Origin of the sequence: Aeromonas sp. QDB39 (assembly GCF_027707585.1) — a bacterium.
Lineage (GTDB): Bacteria > Pseudomonadota > Gammaproteobacteria > Enterobacterales > Aeromonadaceae > Aeromonas > Aeromonas hydrophila.
The window spans coordinates 1-23712 of record NZ_JAPCIV010000031.1; the positions used below are offsets into that span (position 1 = coordinate 1).

The 23712-nt window shown below is 54.2% G+C and carries 21 protein-coding genes; 10 read left to right on the forward strand and 11 right to left on the reverse strand.

Annotation, left to right across the window (positions count from 1 at the left end):
* Positions 1–345 precede the first annotated feature (345 nt).
* From sat2 to PG899_RS17555, 5 genes are all read left to right on the forward strand, one after another.
* Entirely contained in the window at positions 346–870 is a 525-nt protein-coding gene (gene sat2, locus PG899_RS17530) for a streptothricin N-acetyltransferase Sat2 (RefSeq protein ID WP_000704156.1), read from the forward strand.
* Between the two features lie 57 nt (positions 871–927).
* Entirely contained in the window at positions 928–1716 is a 789-nt protein-coding gene (gene aadA1 / locus PG899_RS17535) for an ANT(3'')-Ia family aminoglycoside nucleotidyltransferase AadA1 (protein WP_001206315.1), read from the forward strand.
* Positions 1717–1791: 75 nt separating this feature from the next.
* Positions 1792–2289, forward strand: a complete 498-nt coding sequence (locus PG899_RS17540; RefSeq protein ID WP_001444089.1) for a hypothetical protein — start codon at positions 1792–1794, stop codon at positions 2287–2289.
* Positions 2290–3130: 841 nt separating this feature from the next.
* Positions 3131–3508, forward strand: a complete 378-nt coding sequence (locus PG899_RS17550; RefSeq protein ID WP_001271300.1) for a hypothetical protein — start codon at positions 3131–3133, stop codon at positions 3506–3508.
* A gap of 49 nt (positions 3509–3557) precedes the next feature.
* Complete coding sequence (locus tag PG899_RS17555) at positions 3558–3683, forward strand: hypothetical protein (RefSeq protein WP_000870005.1); 126 nt, start codon at positions 3558–3560, stop codon at positions 3681–3683.
* A 55-nt stretch (positions 3684–3738) separates the two neighbouring features.
* On the opposite strand, the gene PG899_RS17560 is transcribed toward PG899_RS17555, so the two are convergent.
* The 7 genes from PG899_RS17560 to PG899_RS17590 form a co-directional block, all read right to left on the reverse strand.
* Entirely contained in the window at positions 3739–5355 is a 1617-nt protein-coding gene (locus tag PG899_RS17560) for a Tn7-like element transposition protein TnsE (RefSeq protein ID WP_000251879.1), read from the reverse strand.
* Positions 5356–6882 (reverse strand): TnsD family Tn7-like transposition protein, encoded by a 1527-nt coding sequence (locus PG899_RS17565; RefSeq protein ID WP_001243518.1) that lies wholly within the window; start codon positions 6880–6882, stop codon positions 5356–5358.
* Between the two features lie 2 nt (positions 6883–6884).
* Positions 6885–8552 carry an AAA family ATPase gene (locus tag PG899_RS17570; protein WP_001276994.1) on the reverse strand — a complete coding sequence of 556 codons (1668 nt, stop codon included), beginning with the start codon at positions 8550–8552 and terminating at the stop codon, positions 6885–6887.
* Positions 8549–10657 (reverse strand): DDE-type integrase/transposase/recombinase, encoded by a 2109-nt coding sequence (locus tag PG899_RS17575; RefSeq protein WP_000267723.1) that lies wholly within the window; start codon positions 10655–10657, stop codon positions 8549–8551. Before PG899_RS17575 ends, PG899_RS17570 begins: the two co-directional genes overlap by 4 nt.
* On the reverse strand, positions 10644–11465 hold the full coding sequence (locus PG899_RS17580) for a TnsA endonuclease N-terminal domain-containing protein (RefSeq protein WP_001029679.1): 822 nt from the start codon (positions 11463–11465) through the stop codon (positions 10644–10646). Before PG899_RS17580 ends, PG899_RS17575 begins: the two co-directional genes overlap by 14 nt.
* A gap of 157 nt (positions 11466–11622) precedes the next feature.
* Complete coding sequence (gene glmS / locus PG899_RS17585; RefSeq protein ID WP_077096317.1) at positions 11623–13455, reverse strand: glutamine--fructose-6-phosphate transaminase (isomerizing); 1833 nt, start codon at positions 13453–13455, stop codon at positions 11623–11625.
* A 55-nt stretch (positions 13456–13510) separates the two neighbouring features.
* Entirely contained in the window at positions 13511–14284 is a 774-nt protein-coding gene (locus PG899_RS17590; protein ID WP_017410463.1) for a DeoR/GlpR family DNA-binding transcription regulator, read from the reverse strand.
* Positions 14285–14407: 123 nt separating this feature from the next.
* Between PG899_RS17590 and blrA the strand changes: the two genes are divergently transcribed.
* From blrA to PG899_RS17615, 5 genes are all read left to right on the forward strand, one after another.
* Positions 14408–15082, forward strand: coding sequence for a beta-lactam response regulator transcription factor BlrA (blrA, locus tag PG899_RS17595; protein ID WP_077096349.1), 675 nt, complete (start codon positions 14408–14410; stop codon positions 15080–15082).
* A 34-nt stretch (positions 15083–15116) separates the two neighbouring features.
* Positions 15117–16538: a beta-lactam sensor histidine kinase BlrB gene (gene blrB / locus PG899_RS17600; RefSeq protein ID WP_077096318.1), complete on the forward strand. Its 1422-nt coding sequence runs from the start codon at positions 15117–15119 to the stop codon at positions 16536–16538.
* Between the two features lie 75 nt (positions 16539–16613).
* Positions 16614–17408: an OXA-12 family class D beta-lactamase AmpH/OXA-724 gene (locus PG899_RS17605; protein WP_077096319.1), complete on the forward strand. Its 795-nt coding sequence runs from the start codon at positions 16614–16616 to the stop codon at positions 17406–17408.
* Positions 17409–17526: 118 nt separating this feature from the next.
* On the forward strand, positions 17527–18876 hold the full coding sequence (gene creD / locus PG899_RS17610; protein ID WP_077096320.1) for a cell envelope integrity protein CreD: 1350 nt from the start codon (positions 17527–17529) through the stop codon (positions 18874–18876).
* A gap of 177 nt (positions 18877–19053) precedes the next feature.
* Positions 19054–20451: a DUF4832 domain-containing protein gene (locus PG899_RS17615; RefSeq protein WP_197984392.1), complete on the forward strand. Its 1398-nt coding sequence runs from the start codon at positions 19054–19056 to the stop codon at positions 20449–20451.
* 30 nt (positions 20452–20481) lie between these two features.
* On the opposite strand, the gene PG899_RS17620 is transcribed toward PG899_RS17615, so the two are convergent.
* From PG899_RS17620 to PG899_RS17635, 4 genes are read right to left on the reverse strand one after another with little or no spacing between them, the layout of a single operon-like run.
* On the reverse strand, positions 20482–20883 hold the full coding sequence (locus PG899_RS17620) for a hypothetical protein (protein WP_197984393.1): 402 nt from the start codon (positions 20881–20883) through the stop codon (positions 20482–20484).
* Positions 20876–22006, reverse strand: coding sequence for a glycosyltransferase family 4 protein (locus tag PG899_RS17625; RefSeq protein WP_077096323.1), 1131 nt, complete (start codon positions 22004–22006; stop codon positions 20876–20878). Before PG899_RS17625 ends, PG899_RS17620 begins: the two co-directional genes overlap by 8 nt.
* A complete protein-coding gene (locus PG899_RS17630; protein WP_077096324.1) occupies positions 21993–22496 on the reverse strand; it encodes a serine acetyltransferase in 504 nt (167 codons plus the stop codon). The genes PG899_RS17625 and PG899_RS17630 overlap by 14 nt, the downstream gene beginning before the upstream one ends.
* A gap of 1 nt (position 22497) precedes the next feature.
* Complete coding sequence (locus tag PG899_RS17635; protein ID WP_077096325.1) at positions 22498–23709, reverse strand: glycosyltransferase family 4 protein; 1212 nt, start codon at positions 23707–23709, stop codon at positions 22498–22500.
* Positions 23710–23712: the final 3 nt, after the last annotated feature.

Consider the following 23712-nt stretch of genomic DNA (forward strand, 5'->3'; position numbering starts at 1 on the left):
CGATCTATCAACCATCTGAGGGTGGTATCAGATTGATGGGGTGAAGGTGCCCCATCAACCATTAAATCCGTATACCCTTAAAAAAGTGCCTGTTTTTTACGCCTAGAGATGCTTGTTTACCGGTAGAGTTTTAATTTAATGCTAAATAAATTAAAATGTTATGAGTTCTTTGGGTGAGATAATGTGCATCGTGCAAGCAGGATAGACGGCATGCACGATTTGTAATAACAGAGTGTCTTGTATTTTTAAAGAAAGTCTATTTAATACAAGTGATTATATTAATTAACGGTAAGCATCAGCGGGTGACAAAACGAGCATGCTTACTAATAAAATGTTAGGCGTCATATGAAGATTTCGGTGATCCCTGAGCAGGTGGCGGAAACATTGGATGCTGAGAACCATTTCATTGTTCGTGAAGTGTTCGATGTGCACCTATCCGACCAAGGCTTTGAACTATCTACCAGAAGTGTGAGCCCCTACCGGAAGGATTACATCTCGGATGATGACTCTGATGAAGACTCTGCTTGCTATGGCGCATTCATCGACCAAGAGCTTGTCGGGAAGATTGAACTCAACTCAACATGGAACGATCTAGCCTCTATCGAACACATTGTTGTGTCGCACACGCACCGAGGCAAAGGAGTCGCGCACAGTCTCATCGAATTTGCGAAAAAGTGGGCACTAAGCAGACAGCTCCTTGGCATACGATTAGAGACACAAACGAACAATGTACCTGCCTGCAATTTGTACGCAAAATGTGGCTTTACTCTCGGCGGCATTGACCTGTTCACGTATAAAACTAGACCTCAAGTCTCGAACGAAACAGCGATGTACTGGTACTGGTTCTCGGGAGCACAGGATGACGCCTAACAATTCATTCAAGCCGACACCGCTTCGCGGCGCGGCTTAATTCAGGCGTTAAACATCATGAGGGAAGCGGTGATCGCCGAAGTATCGACTCAACTATCAGAGGTAGTTGGCGTCATCGAGCGCCATCTCGAACCGACGTTGCTGGCCGTACATTTGTACGGCTCCGCAGTGGATGGCGGCCTGAAGCCACACAGTGATATTGATTTGCTGGTTACGGTGACCGTAAGGCTTGATGAAACAACGCGGCGAGCTTTGATCAACGACCTTTTGGAAACTTCGGCTTCCCCTGGAGAGAGCGAGATTCTCCGCGCTGTAGAAGTCACCATTGTTGTGCACGACGACATCATTCCGTGGCGTTATCCAGCTAAGCGCGAACTGCAATTTGGAGAATGGCAGCGCAATGACATTCTTGCAGGTATCTTCGAGCCAGCCACGATCGACATTGATCTGGCTATCTTGCTGACAAAAGCAAGAGAACATAGCGTTGCCTTGGTAGGTCCAGCGGCGGAGGAACTCTTTGATCCGGTTCCTGAACAGGATCTATTTGAGGCGCTAAATGAAACCTTAACGCTATGGAACTCGCCGCCCGACTGGGCTGGCGATGAGCGAAATGTAGTGCTTACGTTGTCCCGCATTTGGTACAGCGCAGTAACCGGCAAAATCGCGCCGAAGGATGTCGCTGCCGACTGGGCAATGGAGCGCCTGCCGGCCCAGTATCAGCCCGTCATACTTGAAGCTAGGCAGGCTTATCTTGGACAAGAAGATCGCTTGGCCTCGCGCGCAGATCAGTTGGAAGAATTTGTTCACTACGTGAAAGGCGAGATCACCAAGGTAGTCGGCAAATAATGTCTAACAATTCGTTCAAGCCGACGCCGCTTCGCGGCGCGGCTTAACTCAAGCGTTAGAGAGCTGGGGAAGACTATGCGCGATCTGTTGAAGGTGGTTCTAAGCCTCGTACTTGCGATGGCATCGGGGCAGGCACTTGCTGACCTGCCAATTGTTTTAGTGGATGAAGCTCGTCTTCCCTATGACTACTCCCCATCCAACTACGACATTTCTCCAAGCAACTACGACAACTCCATAAGCAATTACGACAATAGTCCATCAAATTACGACAACTCTGAGAGCAACTACGATAATAGTTCATCCAATTACGACAATAGTCGCAACGGAAATCGTAGGCTTATATATAGCGCAAATGGGTCTCGCACTTTCGCCGGCTACTACGTCATTGCCAACAATGGGACAACGAACTTCTTTTCCACATCTGGCAAAAGGATGTTCTACACCCCAAAAGGGGGGCGCGGCGTCTATGGCGGCAAAGATGGGAGCTTCTGCGGGGCATTGGTCGTCATAAATGGCCAATTTTCGCTTGCCCTGACAGATAACGGCCTGAAGATCATGTATCTAAGCAACTAGCCTGCTCTCTAATAAAATGTTAGGCCTCAACATCTAGTCGCAAGCTGAGGGGAACCACTAGTGTCATACGAACCTCCAAGAGACGGTTACACAAACGGGTACATTGTTGATGTCATGTATGACAATCGCCCAAGTAAGTATCCAGCTGTGTTCAGAACGTACGTCCGAATTCCAGACTATGTCGAACTAGATAACGCGGAGGAGCTGGCCGACGCAATCATTCGAGAGGTTGAGTTAAAGGAGGCATGGCTCACAAGGGTCTTGGGGAACTCAGCCGATCCTGACGCTTCTGTGGGCAAGTGGGACCGGCGCCTAGCGCAGTGCGGTGGTATTGATGAGATGTCAAGTGGGGTGCAGGCAACATACTTCAGTCCAAACGGTCAGCTGGTCGGCTTAGTGGCATACATTGATGCCGAATGGATGGATGAATAGCTCTGACGTTACGATTCAGGTGAGACAACCAGATGGGCATTGCGTACAAGCTCAGTTGCCACCGATGTGGCTACGAGTCTGATCTTCTTTACCTAGGCCAAGGTATGGCGATGCTTCCTGAGCAAATAGTCGGAACGTGCACATGCTGCGACAATCTAACGACGATTTCTATAAATGAAAGCTACGGAGTATGCTCACTTTGTGGGGCTAAGGATCGTGTGATATTTACAAGCTATCAGCATGAGGCAAGGCCAAGAAATCCCTGCTATCTAGAGAGAAGTTTCAAATATCAATGCCCAAGATGCCATGCCTTCAGTATGGAGCCTCCGGATCTACCGGAGATGCTTTGGGACTAATGCTCCGCTTTGCCTCGGGTATCCGTTCGACCTATGTTTAAGAGGAAACGCACGTGTCTGCCGCCAAAGCTCTTGCCTATGCACTTTGTGACAAGTTGGAAAGCAAAAAAGTTGATGAAGTCGTACGAAATCTTGTTTCTAGCGGCTGGAATATTAGGGAAGTGGCCTGGGAAGCTTCGTCCTTTGATCATGAAATGCCCTACTTTGACACGGGGCGGGACTTCGATATTGGATTTCCTGACACGCTGTCATCCAAGATTGAGTTTTTGACCGCGAATGGATCAATCGTCCAAGCACGTGCTCGCCTGCACTTCAAGCAGGCTCTAATTTTTGCCAAGGCGTCCAAACATGTCGCCGCGCTCAAGAACTCATTGGATTACTACTATGGATCGTCTGTAATCCCCCCTCAAAACCACGGAGGCTATTTGTAGAAAATTCCATTAATATGAACTCAAGGTGTTCCCTACGGACGAATCAGCGATGAAGGTGGTGTACCTGGCTATCCAGGCGGCGACCAAGAAATGGACGATGCCGATCCGCAACTGGAAGCCGGCCATGAACCGTTTTATGATCGAATTTGGTGACCGTTTAAATGGCCACCTTTAACTGACCGGCAAAAGCACTTACACAAAAGGGTTTACAGGCTCTTTCAGTCATTCCTTTAATGCGTAAATTGCTCTCTAACCACTCTCTCAGCCCACCCTTCCATATCCTCTCTCGATACTTGCAGCTCCCCCAACCCCTTTGGATGATTCACCCCTCTATGCCCGTCTTGTCCATATAATTGATCAAACAAACTATTTGGCCAATTCAATGAGCTCTTCACCACTCCACGCCGTATCTTTTCAAAATCATTCCGCCATGTTTCGCTATCAACGCCACTCAACACTTTGGTAGAAAGCATTTTCACCCCATCCGATGCATCCACCTCTAGCAATACAAATTCACTGCCATTACGTTGCACCCCAACGGCTTTAATCACTCTTGGTGAGCCATCTTTACACAGATGTAATCGGCTACGCCCAACTTTTGGCAAAACCAAGGTTTCTTCAAAAAGCACCCGACATGCAAATTTAGTTTTTAGAATTGAAAGTAGCTCATCAAAAGCAGCAAATCGATTAGCAAAAATAGAGTTGTAATTGGTTGCATCCTGCTTCCCACCCACATCTGCCGCTGCTAGGACACCACCTAAGTGTGGCTCATCAGTACTAACCAAATTACTATTTTCACTTGTTGTTGCTTCTTCTTTTTCTAAAATAGTTTGGCTACTTTTTCTTGCCCTGCGAGATTTTTCAATTCGACTAGGTCTACTAAAACTTATCCATGTCGGCTCAGCCTCTATGACTCGTGTGTCTGTGTCTATATTGGCTGTTTCCTCATCGTCCAACTGTAGATGCTCATCATCAACAACTGACTCTGTTGAAACCGCTATGTGCTGCGTACTACCATCACCTGCCTCCTTTTCCTGAAAAGAGGCATGGCTAATAGCTGTTGTGCTAGGAAGCATAGCGTTGATTTCTAAACCTACTATTTCCTCAACTAAATAATCCTTATCCTCGTTAGAAGAACGTCCTTTTACATGTAATTTCCAACCCTGCATGGGCGGAGGGTCAAAGCTAAAGCACCAGCTTTCAACGCCGTTCTTAATTTCTCTATTTTGTTGATAGTGCCTAAAAATACTTTCATACGAATCCATAACATCTTGATCCGAAAACAACCAAACCAAAAGCTGCACTACGGCCGACTGCTCTAACGCCCCTTTAGGAAACGATGAACTGGGTAAGATCCTTATCTCTAAATGATCTCGCTCAACCTCATACTGAACGTCGAACTCTTGCTGTAAAGCGGTACTGCTCAAACAGCTTCGACAGAAATAGGAGTTAATTAAAAATAATGACCGAGCTAGCTCTAACTGTGGGATGTGATAACGAGTCTTGCTATATGGTGTTTCAGCTTCGTAAATAAATGAACTCTGCGCTCCATCCTTGTTGCGTACGGAAGCAAAGGACGAGAGATTAGGAAAATCGATTATTTTGGCTCGTTGAAGATCCGATGCTTCAAACTCAATCACACGATCCGCCTTATTTATTTGCTTTGTTGTACTGTTAACCACCTTAGCTCGACTTAATAAAGGCAAATGAGTAAATCGAGTCCATTTCCGTTCTTGCATTGGATTAAACCAAACAAAAATACGCCACTCCTTATGACCCGAGTTACGGAATAAATGACCAATATGTACAACCTGCACATTGTCATTAAATGTAGCTAGCCTAACCACTCACTCTTCCCCATAAACCATTTCCAAGAATCTTTGTGCTTCCTCAGTTATCCGCTCTTTAGATAACGTTGCACTTCTTAATAATCGCCAGCGCCTAAGCTCAACATCTTCCTGTTTAAGCTTAATAAAAGCTTGGCTAATCCGTCTAATTTGATAATCTTCCACACTCTCTGAGTAACGCTTTAAGCAAAGCGCTACCAAAGGCAGTTTCTGTAGATTTTTTGCAAGAGAGGTTCCGTTAGGAGTTTGCTTTAACAGCCAGCTCGATGTCGCTCTTGGGTGATCAAGGCTACTATCTAGACGCTTTATGATTCTTAATAGTTGTCGTACAGCAATTCGATCTCTTTGGTTCCAATCAACTCTAGGGGCGGGTGCCAGACGCTCTTGTTGATGCTGTTGATTCCAGTGAACTAGCCAATCCCTGTCATGTCGGTAAAGCCAAGCGTATAGCACCCCACCCTCTAAAGACTGTCTTGCCGCCTTAATTCCTTGGTATTTATGCACTAGTTGCTGCCAGTCTTTATGCTTAACAGATAAATCTTCAGAGTTAGGTTGCACAGACTGGCTAACAGGTCTTGTCGTTATAGAGTGCTCAGTAAGAGCACTTGCCTGCTGTAGCGCTTCTATAACCGTTAGTTTTGGCAATAAGGCTTGCCACACAATACTATGCTGTAAATAACTAAAGGCTTTTCTATGCTTACGGAATATACTTTTCAGCCAACACGTGTCCTTGTTCTCTGCCAACTTTAAATCCAGTTTCTCTAGTGCCTCATCACTAAAAGTCTGCCTCACTCTCTCCGCCACCAAGTCATGACGAATGTGCTTGCTTTTGGTTAGCCCTAGATCCTGCGCTAAGCGCTGATAAAACAGCGTCCACTGCTCAAGGCTTGGGGAAAGCTCTTGCGCTCGTGGAGCATCTAACAGAGGGGCTATATAAGCAGCTAGTGCTGTTAATTGAGATAGGGAGTCTTTGGGGTAGTCTGAAAGCAGCTCAGTATGACCCAAAGCCCAAAATTGATGTCGGTGATCATCTACAGCTCTATCAAAGAAGACTAAAGCACCGTGTTTTGGACAATATGGCAAAGCGGGCAAATACCAATCTCGTTGCCAAAAGGCTTCCCCATACCTATTTAGCTGAAGAGCAACGCAATCAGGGCAGTATCTAAAGCGGTTATCGCTCTTAACTCTAGAAGCAGCGACTCCTAGCATTAAATGCACCGCACCTTGCGCTTGGTACTCCATTAACCGAATAGCTTCGTCTCGGCGCTCCTTGCCTACAAACGGAGCATATAAAGGGAATAAGGTATGCTCATAAATAAGCTGCTGAACAGCGTAACGTCCTGTTTGATGTAGATGTCTTGCTATCACACCTAAATGCGAGGGCAGACCTAAGGTAGCGACCACCTTGCGGTTGCCATACACCTCATCCAACAGCTGCTTAGGACTAACAATCCCTTGATAAACGCCTGCCCGTGCAATAGTGCTATAAATCAGCTCATTCGAGTACGGAACAGGAAAGTTTCTCATGGCTAACCTGCTTGTTTAAATAAGCTCGCCATATCCACTATTACCCCTTTCCCTTTTAACCGTTCATGCATGGTTTTTTCAGGTTGGCGTTGTGAATAGATATAACGTAAATCCGTATCAGGCAAGCTATCCCAGTCGCTGGGCTTGACTACCTTTATAGCCGAAACCTTTTTACTCTTGGAGGGCTTTTCTAGTTCTGACACTACCGTTTCGCCTTCCATCAACCACTGCAAAACAAGAGGCAGTAACTTTTGTCTTGTCATCGTTGGATTCTGGCTAAACGCTTTTTTAATAGTGGGAATTAACAGGCTTGAATCGTAATCCTCTTTCAGCATCAGATATAAATGACGCTGATCTTCGGTATCTAACTCTTGAAGGGCTTTTTCTTCTGGTGTTTGTTCTTGTATCGCTGCGATATCTAGCTGAAGTTGGATTAACCGTTTATCAATCTCGGGAACGACTAGATCAGAATAACGAGCAATGCGTTCTGGGATACCCGAGCGTAATGCCTCTAGCATGGGGTGCACAGGCTTTAACTCATCTTGATACACTTGCCGCAATAAACCAGCGGTAATACGCTCATTGCCTAAAGCTAGCGCACGGAGCTGAGCGAGTACAAAAAGTTTTACTACAATGTCCATCACTCCTTGGCTTAGCTCATACCACACATCACGGACCTCATCCGATAACAGCGCATCTTTGCGTTGTAAAAGCTGTAATTGCCAAAGATTATCCGTAAAAGCGATCCACTCTTGATTGGGCTTTCCACGTTGCGTTTGTTGTATAGGATCCCAGAATATAGCTCCAAACCCTGCCCCTCTACGTGCAGACCGCAAATCAGCCTCAAAAATCTCTCGTGCTTTAGGGGTACCAATCAACATCACTGGTACGCCAATAATATTCACCATCGTCACAAAAAAGTTCAGCATCTCTTGAGATCCACCCGAACGAGAGCGGCTTAAATGCTGAATTTCATCAATAACCAACAACCCTAAAGCATGTGCATTGGCTATTTGCGACATCAAAGCCAACATGGTTTCTATACCATGACGTTTTAAGCCATAACGACGCTCATAGTTCGAGCCCAAGGCTCGATCCAACGCTCTGAAAAAATTCAAGCAGATTTCTTTTAGCGAACCATTATGCGAGCAGTCTATTTTCAAATACACCACCTGCTCTACATTGAGTTCACGATGGTAAATCACCTGAGGATACGTGGCTAGAATACGATGAAGAGAGGTCGTCTTCCCACTACCAGAACAACCAATTAACAATAAGCTTTGTGCCGTAGATCGTGCCTCCTCAAAGCGAAATGTCTCCAACTCTCCCGTTTGAACACGCTCATAACCATTTTGTAAATGCTTTTGTAAATCTCCTGTTTTAGGATTTCTGCCTACGTAGCCACCTCGAATCATGACCGAAATACGCTCACTTAGTAGCAAATGCGTACCTAATGGCTGAAAATAGTCATCTGGAATACGACAAATGGTATGAGCTCTGATAACACGGGACTTTTGCAAGTCAGAGGAAGTAAGCTGTAAAGAGGATTTCAGTGATGCAGCACTATTCACTGACTCTTGTAATGGTGGTAAGGCCTCGATAAAAGGATTATCACGATAAGCCTCTACCCCCGTATCACGATAAACTGCTTGAATCCGGGTAGCACTCATGACTCATCCTTTTCTGGTGGATCCTGAAATAATTCAGGCACGTATGTGGGTAGGCTGTAATCTTCTTGATCATCCGCTTCCACTGCGTTGAAAGGAATAACTTTAGCCTCATCACCTGAAGAGCTTGGCTTCAAATGCTCCGCACGTTTTTTACGCTCCGAGGTCACGGCTTCTTTTTTATTAGTTTTAATCTGCTTAATGCGTGTTGATTTGGGCTCAGTAGTACTGGGCGTTAACTTATTCGCTTTCTGAATGGTTTGCTGAATAAACGCCTCAAGCTCCCTGCGTTTAGTTAACTCATCCTGCTTCGCATTGGCTTTATTGTGTTTTTCTTGTGCTTGTATATCCCAAACCTCCCAAAATGAGAGACCTTTAAACTGCCGACTACGTTCCGTCAGATTACAGCGCCAAAATACACGGCTGCCAACTTGCGGAAACAAATAAATCGTATCAACCAGCACTGGGTCATAAGCCGCTTCTAAATGTTGAGGTCTAGCTATATCAGTGCTCCGCTGCAACCAACCCTCACGCAGAATCTCTGACCCCGAGTAATACAAACCCCACAAATTAACGCCAAATGAAGAAATAGAGACCTTTCGGCGAGGCAGTAACGCTACTCGCAACTGCTCTTGCTCCACAGCCCTTAAACTACCTGTACGATGCTGCATACCCCATTGCCATAGCTGGACAGGAATAGACGGTAAATCTGTAGGAAAATCAGCATCTCGATCGTATTTATCCATCACCAGATGGTTATTTCTGAATAAGATCGTACGCAAAATAATTTGTGTGAACTCAAATACCGACAGAGATGCATCTAACCTATAGTCTGTTTCACCATGGCTTTTGATCCGACTGCCCTCTACAATGCCAGGTGCAAAGGACTTAAACTCGGCTTGTAGTGTTCTAAAAGTGCTTTCCACTATGCCTTTAGCATCGCCACGTCTAGGTGGAGCACTTTCCACTCGCACATTAAAACTAGAAACTAAGGCTTCGACCTGATGACTCATTAATTCGCCACGGTCCGCTAGCAACACATCTGGCAAACCTACACACGGCCAGTCTGAGCTACTAATCTCAATATCATGCTGGGCACAAATGGCCGTTTTGTCAGAGCAAGCATTTACAAAAGCCTGCATCGCCACCACATAAGACGGATTTTCAAAGCCGATATAAAAGCCCGTGATCATCCGACTAAACACATCAATCACAATGTAAAGCGTTGGTCTTCCTATGATTTTTTGGCGATCATGATGATCCACTAAATAAATATCAGCAATCGTGGCATCAATCTCATAACGACTCCCAGGGCCTAACGCCTGAGAAGTGGCTGTACTACTTAAGGGTCGTACGTCTTTTTTATATACCCCTGCTTTAACTCTAGACTTTAAGCGCTGAGCTTTAGGGTATTCTCGATCATAAAAATAACGAAACTGACGTAGTGTTGGGTAATCCTCTTGGGGAATGCGAGGAAAATACTGAGCAAACAAGTCCACAAATCGTCTATAGGCAACGGTGGTCTTTGTACCTTTTTGATTTAACAGGTGCTTTTCTATGGTCAACCTAAAAAGGCGTTCAATCTCGGGCGTTACCTTGGTTCCTTCACCCTTACCATATTCTCTGGCTCGGCCAATCTTTGCTGTTCCTGTCGCTGAACGTCTTTCCCCTGGTGCACCGCTGTTTTTGTAGTCAGGAATTAATGCATTAGGCGTTTGACCACGCTGCCAGTAACGGCGTAACAACTTATAAACTGTAGCCTTAGTAACCTTATGTTCTTGGACCACATGCTCAACGAGTTCGCTTCTGACTTTAGGGTCGAAACGATCCTTACTATTAATAATAGGAAGAATTTTTCGATAATCCTCCTCGCGCTTCTGGAAGCTGACAGAATCTACAGACGGCTCTTCTAAATCAAGATGTACATAAGGGTCATCAGTTCTAACTAAGCGGCCTTCATCTAAATACTGCATTAGCAACAACTCAGCCCTAGCTTGTGGAACTCCTTTATCAGCGCTTATTTGCATCCAGACAACTTGGCCATCCTCTATAGCCAAAATGCGATACGGATCATTATCAAATAGCACAACCTCATTAATTTGCCACATAGCGCAACTCCTCCATATTCACTACTTGGCTAATACAGAGATCTGCACACTTATTTGCCCTGAAAGACTTATAAATATTGAACTTAATAAAACCATTTGCGGTTAAGGCTCGTATCTCACTCAATGTTTTGCCTAACTCCAAATCATAAGCAATATCAACCTGCTTACAGACATTGATAATGTTTTCATCTCCTTTTTCTTGCAGGATATGGGCCAATGGGGATAGTTGTGCTAAAAGCTCCGCAGAAACTTCTTCTGTTTTCACTGAATAAAGCCATTCAATATTTTCTTTTACTACGGGATTTATTTCTTTATCAGTAAAAATGAACCAAGGAATTTGCTTTTGCTGCCAATAGCGACGCTCTAGTTCTAGTTTTTCTAAGGTACGCTCGTCTTGTAAGGCTGCTGCAGGTTTGACTTGAATAGCAAACTGCTCAAAAGGACCATCTTTGCAGTCCACTAAAAAATCAGTAGACATAACCTGATCTACACCACGAATAACAGGATGCTTAATACCACTATCTATTGCAATCTGCCTGGTATCACTAGGTAATAAGGGGAACTGCTCGCGTATATCTAGCACGCTGCTCTCCCACTCAAGACTGAGAAAAACAGCAAGCTCTAAGTCAGATAGCAAATGATGGACTCGTCCCGTCTTATGAGAATAAATACGGTGGGAACGACCTGAAGAAGGAACTTCTTGTACTGTTAGCCATGGAATATAGTCTTTACCATGCCCTTGGCCACGCCCCTCTTTAATACGACGGGCAATTTGCACTTCAGAAAATGAAGAGTTTGCTTTAGCCATAACAAAAGTCCAGTATGCTTTTTCACAGCATAACTGGACTGATTTCAGTTTACAACTATTCTGTCTAGTTTAAGACTTTATTGTCATAGTTTAGATCTATTTTGTTCAGTTTAAGACTTTATTGTCCGCCCACATCTTTTTCATTTCCGGCGACGGCTTATTCCACGGTCACGGATTTCGCCAGGTTGCGCGGCTGATCCACGTCGGTGCCCTTGATGAGGGCAACGTGGTAGGAGAGCAGCTGCAACGGCACGGTATAGACGATCGGCGCGATCATCTCTTCCACGTGGTTCAGGCTCATCACCCGCATGGTCTCGTCGCTCTTGAAGCCGGCATCGGCATCGGCGAACACGTAGAGGATACCGCCACGGGCACGCACCTCTTCCACGTTGGACTTGAGCTTCTCCAGCAGATCGTTGTTCGGCGCCACGACGATGATGGGCATCTCGGCATCGATCAGCGCCAGCGGGCCGTGCTTGAGCTCACCGGCGGCATAGGCCTCGGCGTGGATGTAGGAGATCTCTTTGAGCTTCAGCGCCCCTTCCATGGCGATGGGGTACTGGCTGCCACGGCCTAGGAACAGGCTGTGGTGCTTGTCGGCAAACTCTTCGGCCAGGGCTTCGATATCCTTGGCCAGCGCCAGGCTCTCCTTGATGCGCAGCGGCAGGGCTTGCAGCGCCTTGACCAGCTCGGCCTCGGCGGCGGCACTCAGGTTACCGCGGCAGTGACCGACCGAGGCTACCAGCATCAGCAGACCGGCCAGCTGAGTGGTGAACGCCTTGGTGGAGGCCACCCCGATCTCGGCACCGGCCCGGGTCATAAAGGCCAGATCCGATTCACGCACCAGGGAGGAACCCGGCACGTTGCAGATGGCCAGCGAGCTCATGTAGCCGGACTCCTTGGCCAGTCGCAGGGCGGCCAGAGTGTCGGCGGTCTCGCCGCTCTGGGAGAGGGTCACCAGCAGGCTGTTGGGACGTACCACCGACTTGCGGTAGCGGAATTCGGAGGCGATCTCCACGTCGCAGGAGACGCCGGCGATCTCTTCAAACCAGTAGCGAGCCACCATGCCGGAGTTGTAGGAGGTGCCGCAGGCGACGATCTGGACGTGCTCGACCTTGTCGAAGATGGCGCGGGCGCCGTTGCCGAACGACTCGACCACCACGTGATCCGAACCCAGCCGACCTTCCAGGGTATTGGTGATGGCCTTGGGCTGCTCGTAGATCTCTTTCAGCATGTAGTGACGGTATTCACCCTTGTCACCGGCATCGTGGGAGAGCTCGGACTCCAGCTCCTCGCGCACCACGGCCTCGCCGTGGGTATCGAAGATGTGCACGTCGCGGCGGGTCACTTCGGCCACGTCACCCTCTTCCAGGAAGATGAAGCGACGGGTCACCGGCAGCAGTGCCATCTGGTCGGAGGCGATGAAGTTCTCGCCGATACCGCGACCGATCACCAGCGGGGAGCCGGAGCGGGCCACCACCACGCGGCTGTCGTCACGGCTGTCCATCACGACGGTGCCGTAGGCGCCGCGCAGCTGCTTCACCGCGACCTGCATGGCCGCCAGCAGGTTGGGGGCGGATTTCAGTTCGTGGTGCACCAGGTGGGCGATCACCTCGGTGTCGGTGTCGGAGCTGAACACATAGCCCAGTGCCTTGAGCTCTTCACGCAGCTCTTCGTGGTTTTCGATGATGCCGTTGTGCACCACCACGATATGCTCGGAGACGTGGGGGTGAGCGTTGCGCTCGGACGGCTCGCCATGGGTAGCCCAACGGGTGTGGGCAATGCCGGTCCCACCGTGGACGGACTGCTCTTCCAGCGCCTTGGCCAGCTCGGCCACCTTGCCCAGCCGACGCACCCGCTGCAGCGGCTGGTTGGCGCTGAACACGGCGACACCGGCCGAATCGTAGCCACGGTATTCCAGACGGCGCAGGCCCTCTACCAGGATTTCAGCCACATCACGTTGGGCGACGGCCCCGACGATGCCACACATACACTTCTCCTTGAGACGTAAGACGTTAATTCGGTTGGATAATGGTTTGTTCAGGTCAAACGGCCACGGGGGCGCAAATCAGCTGGATCCCCCTGGCCTGGATCTGTTCTCTGGCCGCACTGGCCAGCCCCTCGTCAGTCACCAGGGTATGGATGCCGGACCAGGGCAGTTCGAGATTGGGGATCTTGCGGCCGATCTTCTCCGACTCCACCATGACGATGACCTCCCGCGACACTTCGGCCATGACCCGGGAGAGGCCCACCAGCTCGTTGAAGGTAGTGGTACCGCGTTCAGGATCGATGCCATCGGCGCCGATGAACAGCTGGTCGAAGTCATAGGAGCGCAGCACCTGCTCCGCCACCTGCCCCTGGAAGGATTCGGAGTGGGGATCCCAGGTGCCACCGGTCATCAGCAGGGTGGGTTCGTTCTCCAGCTCGCGCAGGGCGCCGGCCACGTTGAGGGAGTTGGTCATCACGATGAGGCCGCGCTTGTTGCCCAGCATGGGGATCATGGCGCTGGTGGTGCTGCCGCTGTCGATGATGACGCGATTGTGATCACGGATCCGTTCGGCAGCCGCACGGGCAATCGCCAGCTTTCGTTTCGAAACTTGCTCGGGATTGCTCTCCACCACCATCTCGGAGGGCAGGGGAACGGCACCGCCGTAACGGCGCAGCAGCAGGCCACCGGTCTCCAGCACCGCCAGATCTTTGCGGATGGTCACTTCGGAGGTGGCGAAGTGTTTGGCCAGGGCATCGACGCTCACTTCACCCTGCTCCTGCACCAGGCTCACTATGGTGTGACGGCGCTGCTGAGTATTACGTTTGGTCATCTTTAAGTTTCGATTCGAAAGAATGGCGAAATATTAATACCTTTTTTGAAAAAATCAAACGGCAAATAGGATCCGATTTGGTTCGATGCCAGAATGGGGCAGCTGATTTGCGACGAGGATGCCATGCAAAAACGAACCATCTGGCTGGTGGAAGATGAAGCCAGCATCGCCGACACCCTGATTTACGCGCTGCAAACCGACGGTTTCGAGGTGGAGTGGTTTTCCCTCGGCCAACCGCTGCTGGCGCGACTGGAACAGACGCGCCCCGACTTTCTGATCCTGGATGTGGGGCTGCCGGACATCAGCGGTTTCGAATTGTGCAAACAGGTGCGGGCACTGTGCGATACCCCGCTGATGTTTCTCACCGCCCGCAGCGAGGAGATAGACCGGCTGATCGGACTGGAGATCGGGGCCGACGACTATGTGGCCAAGCCCTTCTCGCCACGGGAGGTGTGCGCCCGGGTACGGGTCATCCTGCGCCGCAGCCAGCCAACCACGCCCCCACCGAGCCAGTTGCTGGCGCTGGACGAGGAGCGGGCCCGCATCAGCTTTCACGGCCAGCCGCTGGCGCTCACCCGTTACGAATACCTGCTGCTCAAGACCCTGATGCAGGCGCCGGGCCGGGTCTACTCCCGCCAGCAGCTGATGGATCTGGTGTGGAGCGGGGCGGAGGAGAGTCTGGATCGCACCGTGGACACCCACATCAAGACCATCCGCGCCAAGCTGCGGGAGCGGGATCCCCACGCCAACCTGATCCTGACCCATCGCGGGCTCGGCTACAGCCTGGAGCTGGCATGAACAGAGGATGGCCTGACACCGGCCGGAGGACGCCATGAGGATCGGGCTGCAACTGCTGTGCGGGCTGGTGCTGATTTTCGCGCTGGCCGCCTGGTTCGTGCTGGAGATCTTCGTCGAGGAGATCAAACCCGGGGTGCGCAGCGCCACCGAAGATACCTTGGTGGACATGGCCCAGATGCTGGCACCGCTGGCGCTGGATGACCTGCAGGAAGGCAAGATGGCGGATGGCCGGCTGGCCAGCGCCTTCGCCCGCCTCAACCAGAGCCCCATCAACGCCCTGATCGACGGCCACCTCAAACAGCAGGCGGAGTACCGCATCTATGTGGTCGATCGCTGGGGCAAGGTGGTGTACGACTCGGACGGGGTGGATCTGGGAAAGGACTACTCGCGCTGGAACGATGTCTATCGCACCCTGCGCGGCGAATACGGCGCCCGCAGCACCCGCAGCGACCCCGACGATCCCGCCAGTTCGGTGATGCACGTGGCCGCACCGCTGCGGGAGGGGGACGATATCCTCGGCTCCCTCACCGTCGCCAAGCCCAACCGTACCCTGCTGCCCATGATAGAGCGCAGCGAACACCAGCTGTTGCAGGGGGCGGCGCTGCTGCTGTTCATCTCGCTGTTGATCGGCGCCCTGCTGGTATGGTGGCTCAACCGCGCCATCGGCAAGCTGGTGCACTACGCCGATGCGGTCAGCCAGGGTCAGCCCGCCAGCCTGCCGCGCCTCTACAGCCCGGAACTGGATCGGCTCGGCCGCTCCCTGGAAACCATGCGTCGCCAGCTGGACGGCAAGGCCTACATCGAAGCCTATGTGCACAGCCTGACCCACGAACTCAAGAGCCCGCTGGCCGCCATTCGCGGGGCAGGGGAGATCCTGGCCGAGGCGCCGCCACCCGAGGTGGCTACCCGTTTTATCGGCAACATCAATCTGGAGACGGCCCGCATGCAGCAGCTGATCGAACGGATGCTGCAGCTGGCCAAACTGGAGTCGGGGCAGGGGCTGGACAGGCAGGCCGTCGAGCCGGCCAGGCTGGGCAGACGGGTACTCGATGCCCGCCAGATCCTGGCCCAGCGCCGTCAGGTGACGCTGGTGGCCGAACTCGGCGAGGCCCAGAAACAGAAGTGGGACTCGCTGCTGGTGGAGCAGGCCCTCGGCAACCTGCTGGACAACGCCCTCGACTTCTCTCCCATCGGCGGCACCCTGGCACTGAGCGGGGCCATGGAGGAGGGAGGCTACTGCTTCCGGGTGCGGGATCAGGGGCCCGGCATTCCGGACTACGCCCTGCCGCGTATCTTCGAGCGCTTCTATTCGCTGCCCAGACCCGACAAGGGCAAGAGCAGCGGCCTCGGGCTCAGCTTCGCCACCGAGGTGGCCCGCCAGCACGGTGGCCGGCTGACCCTCGCCAACCAGCCTGACGGCGGGGTACTGGCCGAGCTCTGGTTACCGGCGGGCTGACACTTCACACTGGCCACATAAAGCGGCGCTATGCTGATGTTTTCCCAGCGAACTCTATGTGCTCAAGGAGACCCCATGTCCCGCCTTCTGTTATCCGGCCTGCTCGGCGCAGGCCTGCTGTTCTCGCTGCCGGCCAGCGCCGCCACCGGCTGCTTTCTCTATGCCGACGGCAACGGCCAGGCCCTCTCCAGCGAAGGGGATTGTTCAAGCCAGCTGCCACCCGCGTCCACCTTCAAGATCCCGCTGGCGCTGATGGGCTACGACAGCGGCTTTCTGGTGGACGAAGAGCACCCGGCACTGCCTTTCAAGCCGGGTTACGACGACTGGCTGCCCGCCTGGCGGGAAACAACCACCCCGCGCCGCTGGGAAACCTACTCGGTGGTCTGGTTCTCCCAGCAGATCACCGAATGGCTGGGGATGGAGCGCTTCCAGCAGTACGTCGACCGTTTTGACTACGGCAACCGGGATCTCTCCGGCAATCCTGGCAAGCACGACGGTCTGACCCAGGCCTGGCTCAGTTCCAGCCTTGCCATCAGTCCACAGGAGCAGGCCCGCTTCCTCGGCAAGATGGTGAGCGGCAAGCTGCCGGTGTCGGCGCAAACCCTGCAGTACACCGCCAACATCCTCAAGGTGAGCGAGAGCGACGGCTGGCAGATCCACGGCAAGACCGGCATGGGCTACCCGAAGAAGCTGGATGGCAGCCTCAACCGGGAGCAGCAGATCGGCTGGTTCGTCGGCTGGGCCAGCAAGCCGGGCAAACAGCTCATCTTCGTCCATACCGTGGTGCAGAAACCCGGCAAACAGTTCGCCTCGCTCAAGGCCAAGGAAGAGGTGCTGGCCGCCCTGCCGGCCAAACTGAAAACCCTGTGATACCCAGACCGGCGCCAGGCGCCGGTTTTTTTATCCCCCTTCACCCCCGCTTCACACAGCCCCATCTCCCCTTCACCCACGACCGTCACACTCGGCGCCATCAACAAGGAGACGTGTCATGGTCAAACAGATATTCAGCCACAAGATCTTTCTGCTGCTGTTGCTCAGCCTGCTGCTGATGGTGCCGGTGCAATCCATCATGGAGCTGAACCGGGAGCGCCAGGCCTATCGCAACCAGGCCATCCACAGCATCATGGCCAGCAGCAGCGGCCCGCAGCGACTGCTGGGGCCAGTCGTGGTGCAGCCTTATACCCGCACAGTCACGGTGGAGCAGGATGGCAAGCGCTTCGAGCGCAAACTGCAGCTCTACCGCTACCTGCTGCCAGAACAGCTGGATGTGCAGGCCAGCATGGAGGTGACCCCGCGCAAGCTCGGTATCTACCAGGCCCAGGTCTATCACACCCGGCTCTCCCTCTCCGGGCGACTGCCTGCCGAACTGAACGGTAAGACCCTGATCAGCGGCGAACCGGATCTGACCGTCGATGGCGCCGATCCCGCCCTGGTGGCGGGCAAACCCTATCTGAGCCTGGTGCTGTCCGATGCCCGCGGCATCAACCGGGTGCCTGAGCTGCAACTGGGGGAACAACGCATCCCGTTTGCTCCCGGCGCCCTGCTGGGTGACGGGCTGGCCGGTATCCATGCACCGCTTGCCACCCTGCCGGGAGCAGACGGCGCCTTTCACATCGAGCTGGATCTGCAGGGGATGAACCAGCTGGAAGTGGTGCCGCTCGGCCAGGACAGCAGGCTCAACCTCGCCAGCAACTGGCCCCACCCCAACTTCATCGGTGACTTTCTGCCGGGCAGCCGCACCCTTACCAGCAGTGGTTTCGAGGCCAGCTGGCAGAGCAGCTGGTTTGCCACCGACATGGAGAGCCGTTTCAACCGGATGATGAAGGGTGCCAGCGGCGATCTGCCTGCCTTCAGCGTCAGCCTGGTGCAGCCGGTGGATCACTACCAGCAGAACGAGCGGGCCGCCAAGTATGCGCTGCTGTTCATCGGCCTCACCTTCCTCAGCTTCTTCATGTTCGAGCTGCTCAAGGGGCTGCGGGTGCACCCGATCCAGTACGCGCTGGTGGGCATGGGGCTGGCCATCTTCTATCTGGTGCTGCTGGCCCTGACCGAACACCTCGGCTTTGCCTGGGCCTATCTGATTGCCACCCTGGCCAGCGTGGCCCTCAACGGCTTCTACCTCAGCCATGTGCTGGGCGGCCCCAGACAGGGGCTCGGCTTCGCGGCCCTGCTCGGGCTGGTCTACGCCATCCTGTTCGGTTTGCTGCAGGCCGAGGAGATAGCTCTGCTGCTCGGCGCCCTGCTGCTGTTCGCCATCCTGACGCTGGTCATGGTGCTGACCCGCAAGCTGGACTGGTATCGGGTGATGGGCAGCCAGTCTGAGACCTCAGCCAGGTAAGACACGACGGCCACCATGGAGAGCCTGCTCCATGCCTGTCGGCTCAGCCTTCCGTCAAAGCCTGACTAACGTGACATAAGCCCCAGTTGGTTCTTTTTAAAATCCCTCGAACCGACTGGGTCTTTACCGGAGAATTACTTAGCATGTACTCAATACCCCACACGCATAGGCAACAAGATGAAGATGCATCAGGGCAGGCTCCTGCTCTACTCGGGTTTGCTATGGGCTCACGGCGCTCTGGCAGGCACGCTCACCCTGAATCCGGAGCCGGTCAATGACCTGCTGAACAACCCGGGAGTCGGGCTCGAGGAGTTCCACGACAGCTGGGGCCAGACCCTGTCCCTGGAGCAGCACCCCACCACCACGGTCGACTACTTTCGTTTCTACTGGAGCGAGCTGGAGCCCGCAGAGGGCCAATACAACTTTGCCCTGATCGATGCCGCGATCGCGCAGGCACAGCACGAGACGCCCAGGCAGATGGTGGCACTCAGGGTCATGACGCTGGATGAACCCTTCTCGGGCAGCAAGATCCCGGGCTGGCTCATCGACAAGGGGATCCGGGGGGAGTGGGTCAATGATCACCAGACCTTCGTGCCCGACTATGGCGACCCCCTGTTCATCGAACGGAGCAAGCGGCTGTTTCAGGCGCTGGGGGCTCGTTACGATGGCAACCCGGCCCTGAGTCATATCGACATCGGCATGATAGGTTCATGGGGCGAATGGCACATGAGCAATTTCCCGGGCCCGACGCTGGAGCAACGCTACTCCAGCGCCCTGCTCAAGCAGTATGTGGATCTGCAGATGGCGGCCTTTGCCAAGACCCCCAGGCTGATGCTGATCAATCACCTTCCCATGTTCGAATACGCGGTGGGCAAAGGCGCCGGCTGGCGAGCGGACTGCCTTGGCGACTGGCATCACTTCTCCCAAAGCTGGAGCCACATGCGTGATGCCTACCCCGAGCGGCTGGCCAGTGCCCGGGCCCATGTCCCCGGTTTTGACACCAGCTGGCAGCGGGCACCGGTCAGTTTCGAGGTGTGCGGCAAGCTAAGCGAGTGGCCAAACCAGCAGCAATACAGCCAGGAGGATGTGCAGGCGACGTTTGACTGGGCACTGGCCCAGCACGTCTCCACCATCAACCTGAAATCGGATCCGGTCCCGGCCCAGTACCGAGCCATAGTCGACAATGCACTGCGCAAGATGGGCTATCGCATCGTCCTGGATCAGCTGGTGCTGAAGGGACCGCTACAGCCGGGAACAACCCTGACCCTGAATGGCAACTGGCACAACGAGGGGGTGGCGCCGGCCTACCAGAACTGGCCACTGGCCTACCGACTGGTCAATGACGAGGGCCAGGTCGGCGCCATGCTGGTGACGCGCAACGACATGACGCGCTGGATCCCGGGCCACGGCTTCACCACGCTGGACAGTCTGACACTGCCAGGCAGGATAGCTGCTGGCCGCTACTATCTGGAGCTGGCCTTCATCGGCCGAGACAAGCAACCCGCCTTGCAGCTGGGGATCGCCGGGCGAGAGGATAACGGCTGGTATCGGCTGACCGAGCTCGACATCCAGTGAACAAGCAGGCTCCCTCGGGAGCCTGTTTCATCACGACAGACTCTGCTTGAACAGGTCCCATATCCCGAACGAGAAGTCCTTGAAGATGTCGATGCCAAGGGCGGACTTGATGAGATAGAGCAGCAACACTGTGCCGCAGAGCCCAGTCAGCAGCAACAGGGTGGTCAGCAGCACCTTGAGCTGAAAGCGCAGACCACTCTCTCGCTGCGAGCGGCGACGATCCCTGCCCACCAGCACCACCAGATAGCAGCGCCAGTTGCCGAGCCCGAACGCGCTGTTGACGTTGATGGCATGAGACTTGCCGTTGCTCATCACCCGCAACGCCTGCTCGATCCCGCAGCGCTGGGTCTCGCTCAGGCTCTGGGCCACCTCGGGCGCCAGGGCCCGGTAGAAGCGATCCATGACGCCATGTCGTTCCTGCTGCTTATTCACCTTTGGCTCCTTCTGCCTTAGCCAGCGCCTTGCGATACACCGCCATGGTCTGACCGGCAATCCGCGGCCAATCATACAGCCTGAGATACTCGCTGTAGTCCACCGGTCCCAGCGTCAGCCGTGCCCGCAGCCGTTGCGCCAGCGCCGCCACATCGCCGGTGGAGAAATAGGCTGATGCCGGCAGTTTGACCGCCAGGTTGGCCGGAATGTCGCTCACCACCACCGGCAGGGAGAAGGACATGGCCTCCAGCAGGGCAATGGGCAAGCCCTCATGGTAGGAGGGCATGACAAACAGGGCGGCCTGGGAGAAGACGCTCACCAGCGCATTTCCGCTGAGAAAACCGGTTCTGATCACCCCCGGGGTCTCGTCTGCCAGCACCTTCAGGCGTTCGCTGTAAGGGGTCGGGTGATCGGCATCACCCACCAGCACCAGCACCAGCTCGGTATCCAGCTGGCGATAGGCGGCAATGAGATCGTGCAACCCCTTCTCTTCCACAAAGCGGCCAACCGCCACCAGATAGCCGCCGGGCGCCAGTCCGAAATGACCAAGGGTCATGCCGATCGCCTCCGGGCCCGGCAGCTCGGCCGGCCTCACCCCGTTGTAGATCAGATGGGCATCCTGGCGATCGTATTCGCGGCGGATCGCGTCGTTGATCACTTCCGAGATGACGATCACCTCGTTGGCATAACGCACCGCCCAGCGTTCGCCGAGCCGCAACACCCACTTGGCCAGTCGCCCCCACTTCTGCCGGTCATAATCCGGACCATGGTGGGTGAACACCACCTTCTTGCCGAGCAGCCGTAGCAGCGGCACGACCAGGCCGGGGCCGATGGCGTGAACATGCACCAGATCGCAGGGCTGACTGCGGCAGTAAAAGGCCGCGAGCAGAGAGTGAAGGATGGCCTCCAGCGATCGCCTCCTGGGGGCAGGCAATGCCTTGAGCGCCACACCTTCAAATTCCCCCTTGTCGTATTCCACATAGGGGGCACGCGCCAGCACGGTCGCGGCCAGCCCGAACTGGCGATGCAGTTCGGGGTAGAGTGCCTGGCAATGGGTCTCGACCCCACCCAGCACATGGGGTATGCCTCGGGTACCGAGTACGGTCACACTAGTCTGCTTCATGGTCTTCTCGAATGATTCTGGCGGGGTTGCCTGCGGCCACGGCCCGGGCCGGCACGGCGCGGGTAACGACGGCGCCCGCTCCAACTCTGGCATGGTCGCCTATGGTGATGGCACCGATGACGATGACGCCGGTGCCAAACTCGACCCCGTCGCCGATGACGGGGGAACCTGCCTGGCCGCTGTGTCGATCCGGCTTGTTGCCCAGGGTGCAGTTGTGACGCAGGGTACAGTCACGCCCCATGCGTACCGCGTCGTTGATGACGATATTCTGGGGATGATAGAGCCGCAGACCCCAGTCGATCCTGGCTCTGGGGGAGATATCCAGCCCGCACACCAGCTTGAATCCCTTGAGCAACAGCAGGCTCGGCAGGTAGGCCAGGTTGCGGTCCTGATAGTAGCTCTGCCCCAGGCGGTAACTGAGCAGAAACAGCCGGGCCGTCTTGCTCGGATTGAGGGCCAGTTCGGCCCTCAGCTCATGCCAGAAGCCCATGTTATTGCCCCTCCAGCAATGACTGATAGAGCGCCAGCAGGGCGTTTTGATGGCTGGCGAGGGAGTAGTGCGCGATCAACCGCTGGCGAGCCGATTGTCCCATCTGCACCGTCAGCGCCGGATCGGCCGTCAGCCGATCCATGCAGTGGGCCAGCGCATCGGCATTGCCGGGCTCGAACAGCAAGCCATCCTGGCCATCGCGGATCTGCTCCGGAATGCCGCCAATGCGAGCGCCGATCACCGGTTTGCCATAGGCCATGGCCTCCAGCACCGACATGGAGCAGTTCTCGTACCATTCCGATGGCACCACCACGGCCCTGGCGTGGCGCAGCAGATCGAGCAAGGCCTCCCCCTGCTTGAATCCCAACAGCTCGGCATCGGGGTAATGGCTCCTGAGGTGTTCGAACAGGGGCCCATCACCGACGATCTTGAGCCCGGCCCTGTGCTGCAGCTGCTGGTGGGCACGTGTCAGGGTCTCGACCCCCTTCTCCGTCATCAATCGACCGAGGAACAGGAAGTAGCCCTGATCCTCCCCACTCTCGCGGCTCTGTTCCACATCGACACCATTGAGGATCACTTCGATGCGAGCCCGGGGTAGCCGAGTGCGGATCATCTGCCCCATGAAGGCGCTCGGCGCGACGAAAGCATCGACACACTCATAGTTGCCGCGCCACTGCTGCCAGGCCGCCTCGGCGGAGAGCAGCAGGCTCTTGCCCCAGGATCCCTCCTGCCACTGGTGGCGAAACAGCTTGAGCCAGGAACCCTCGATCCGCTTGAGATCGAAGGCTGCCCCCTTCACCAGCATGCTGTAGTTTGGGCAGGCCACCTTGTAGTCGTGAGCCGTCAGCACAGTCTTGCAGCCAAGTTCTTTGGCCACCCGTATGATGCTCGGGGTGAGCTGATGGTAGATATTGTGAAAGTGGACTATGTCGGGCCGCTCGGCCCGGATCAGGGCGGCCAGCCGTTCACAGGCTTCCTGGTGGTGAATGAAGCGAGCGGCAATCTTCAATCGATCCAGCAACCCGTGGCGATCGTGATAGTCGACCTTGGTCGGGAAATAGTCGCTCTGGCACGAGGGCAGGTTGTCCGGGTGCTGCATGGCAAACTCGATCACCTGGTGACCCGCCTGACGCACCATCTCCCGCTCCTGAAAGAAAACCGTCTCGGCACCGCCCTTCATGAAAAAAAACTTGTTGGCAAACAAAACCTTCACTGT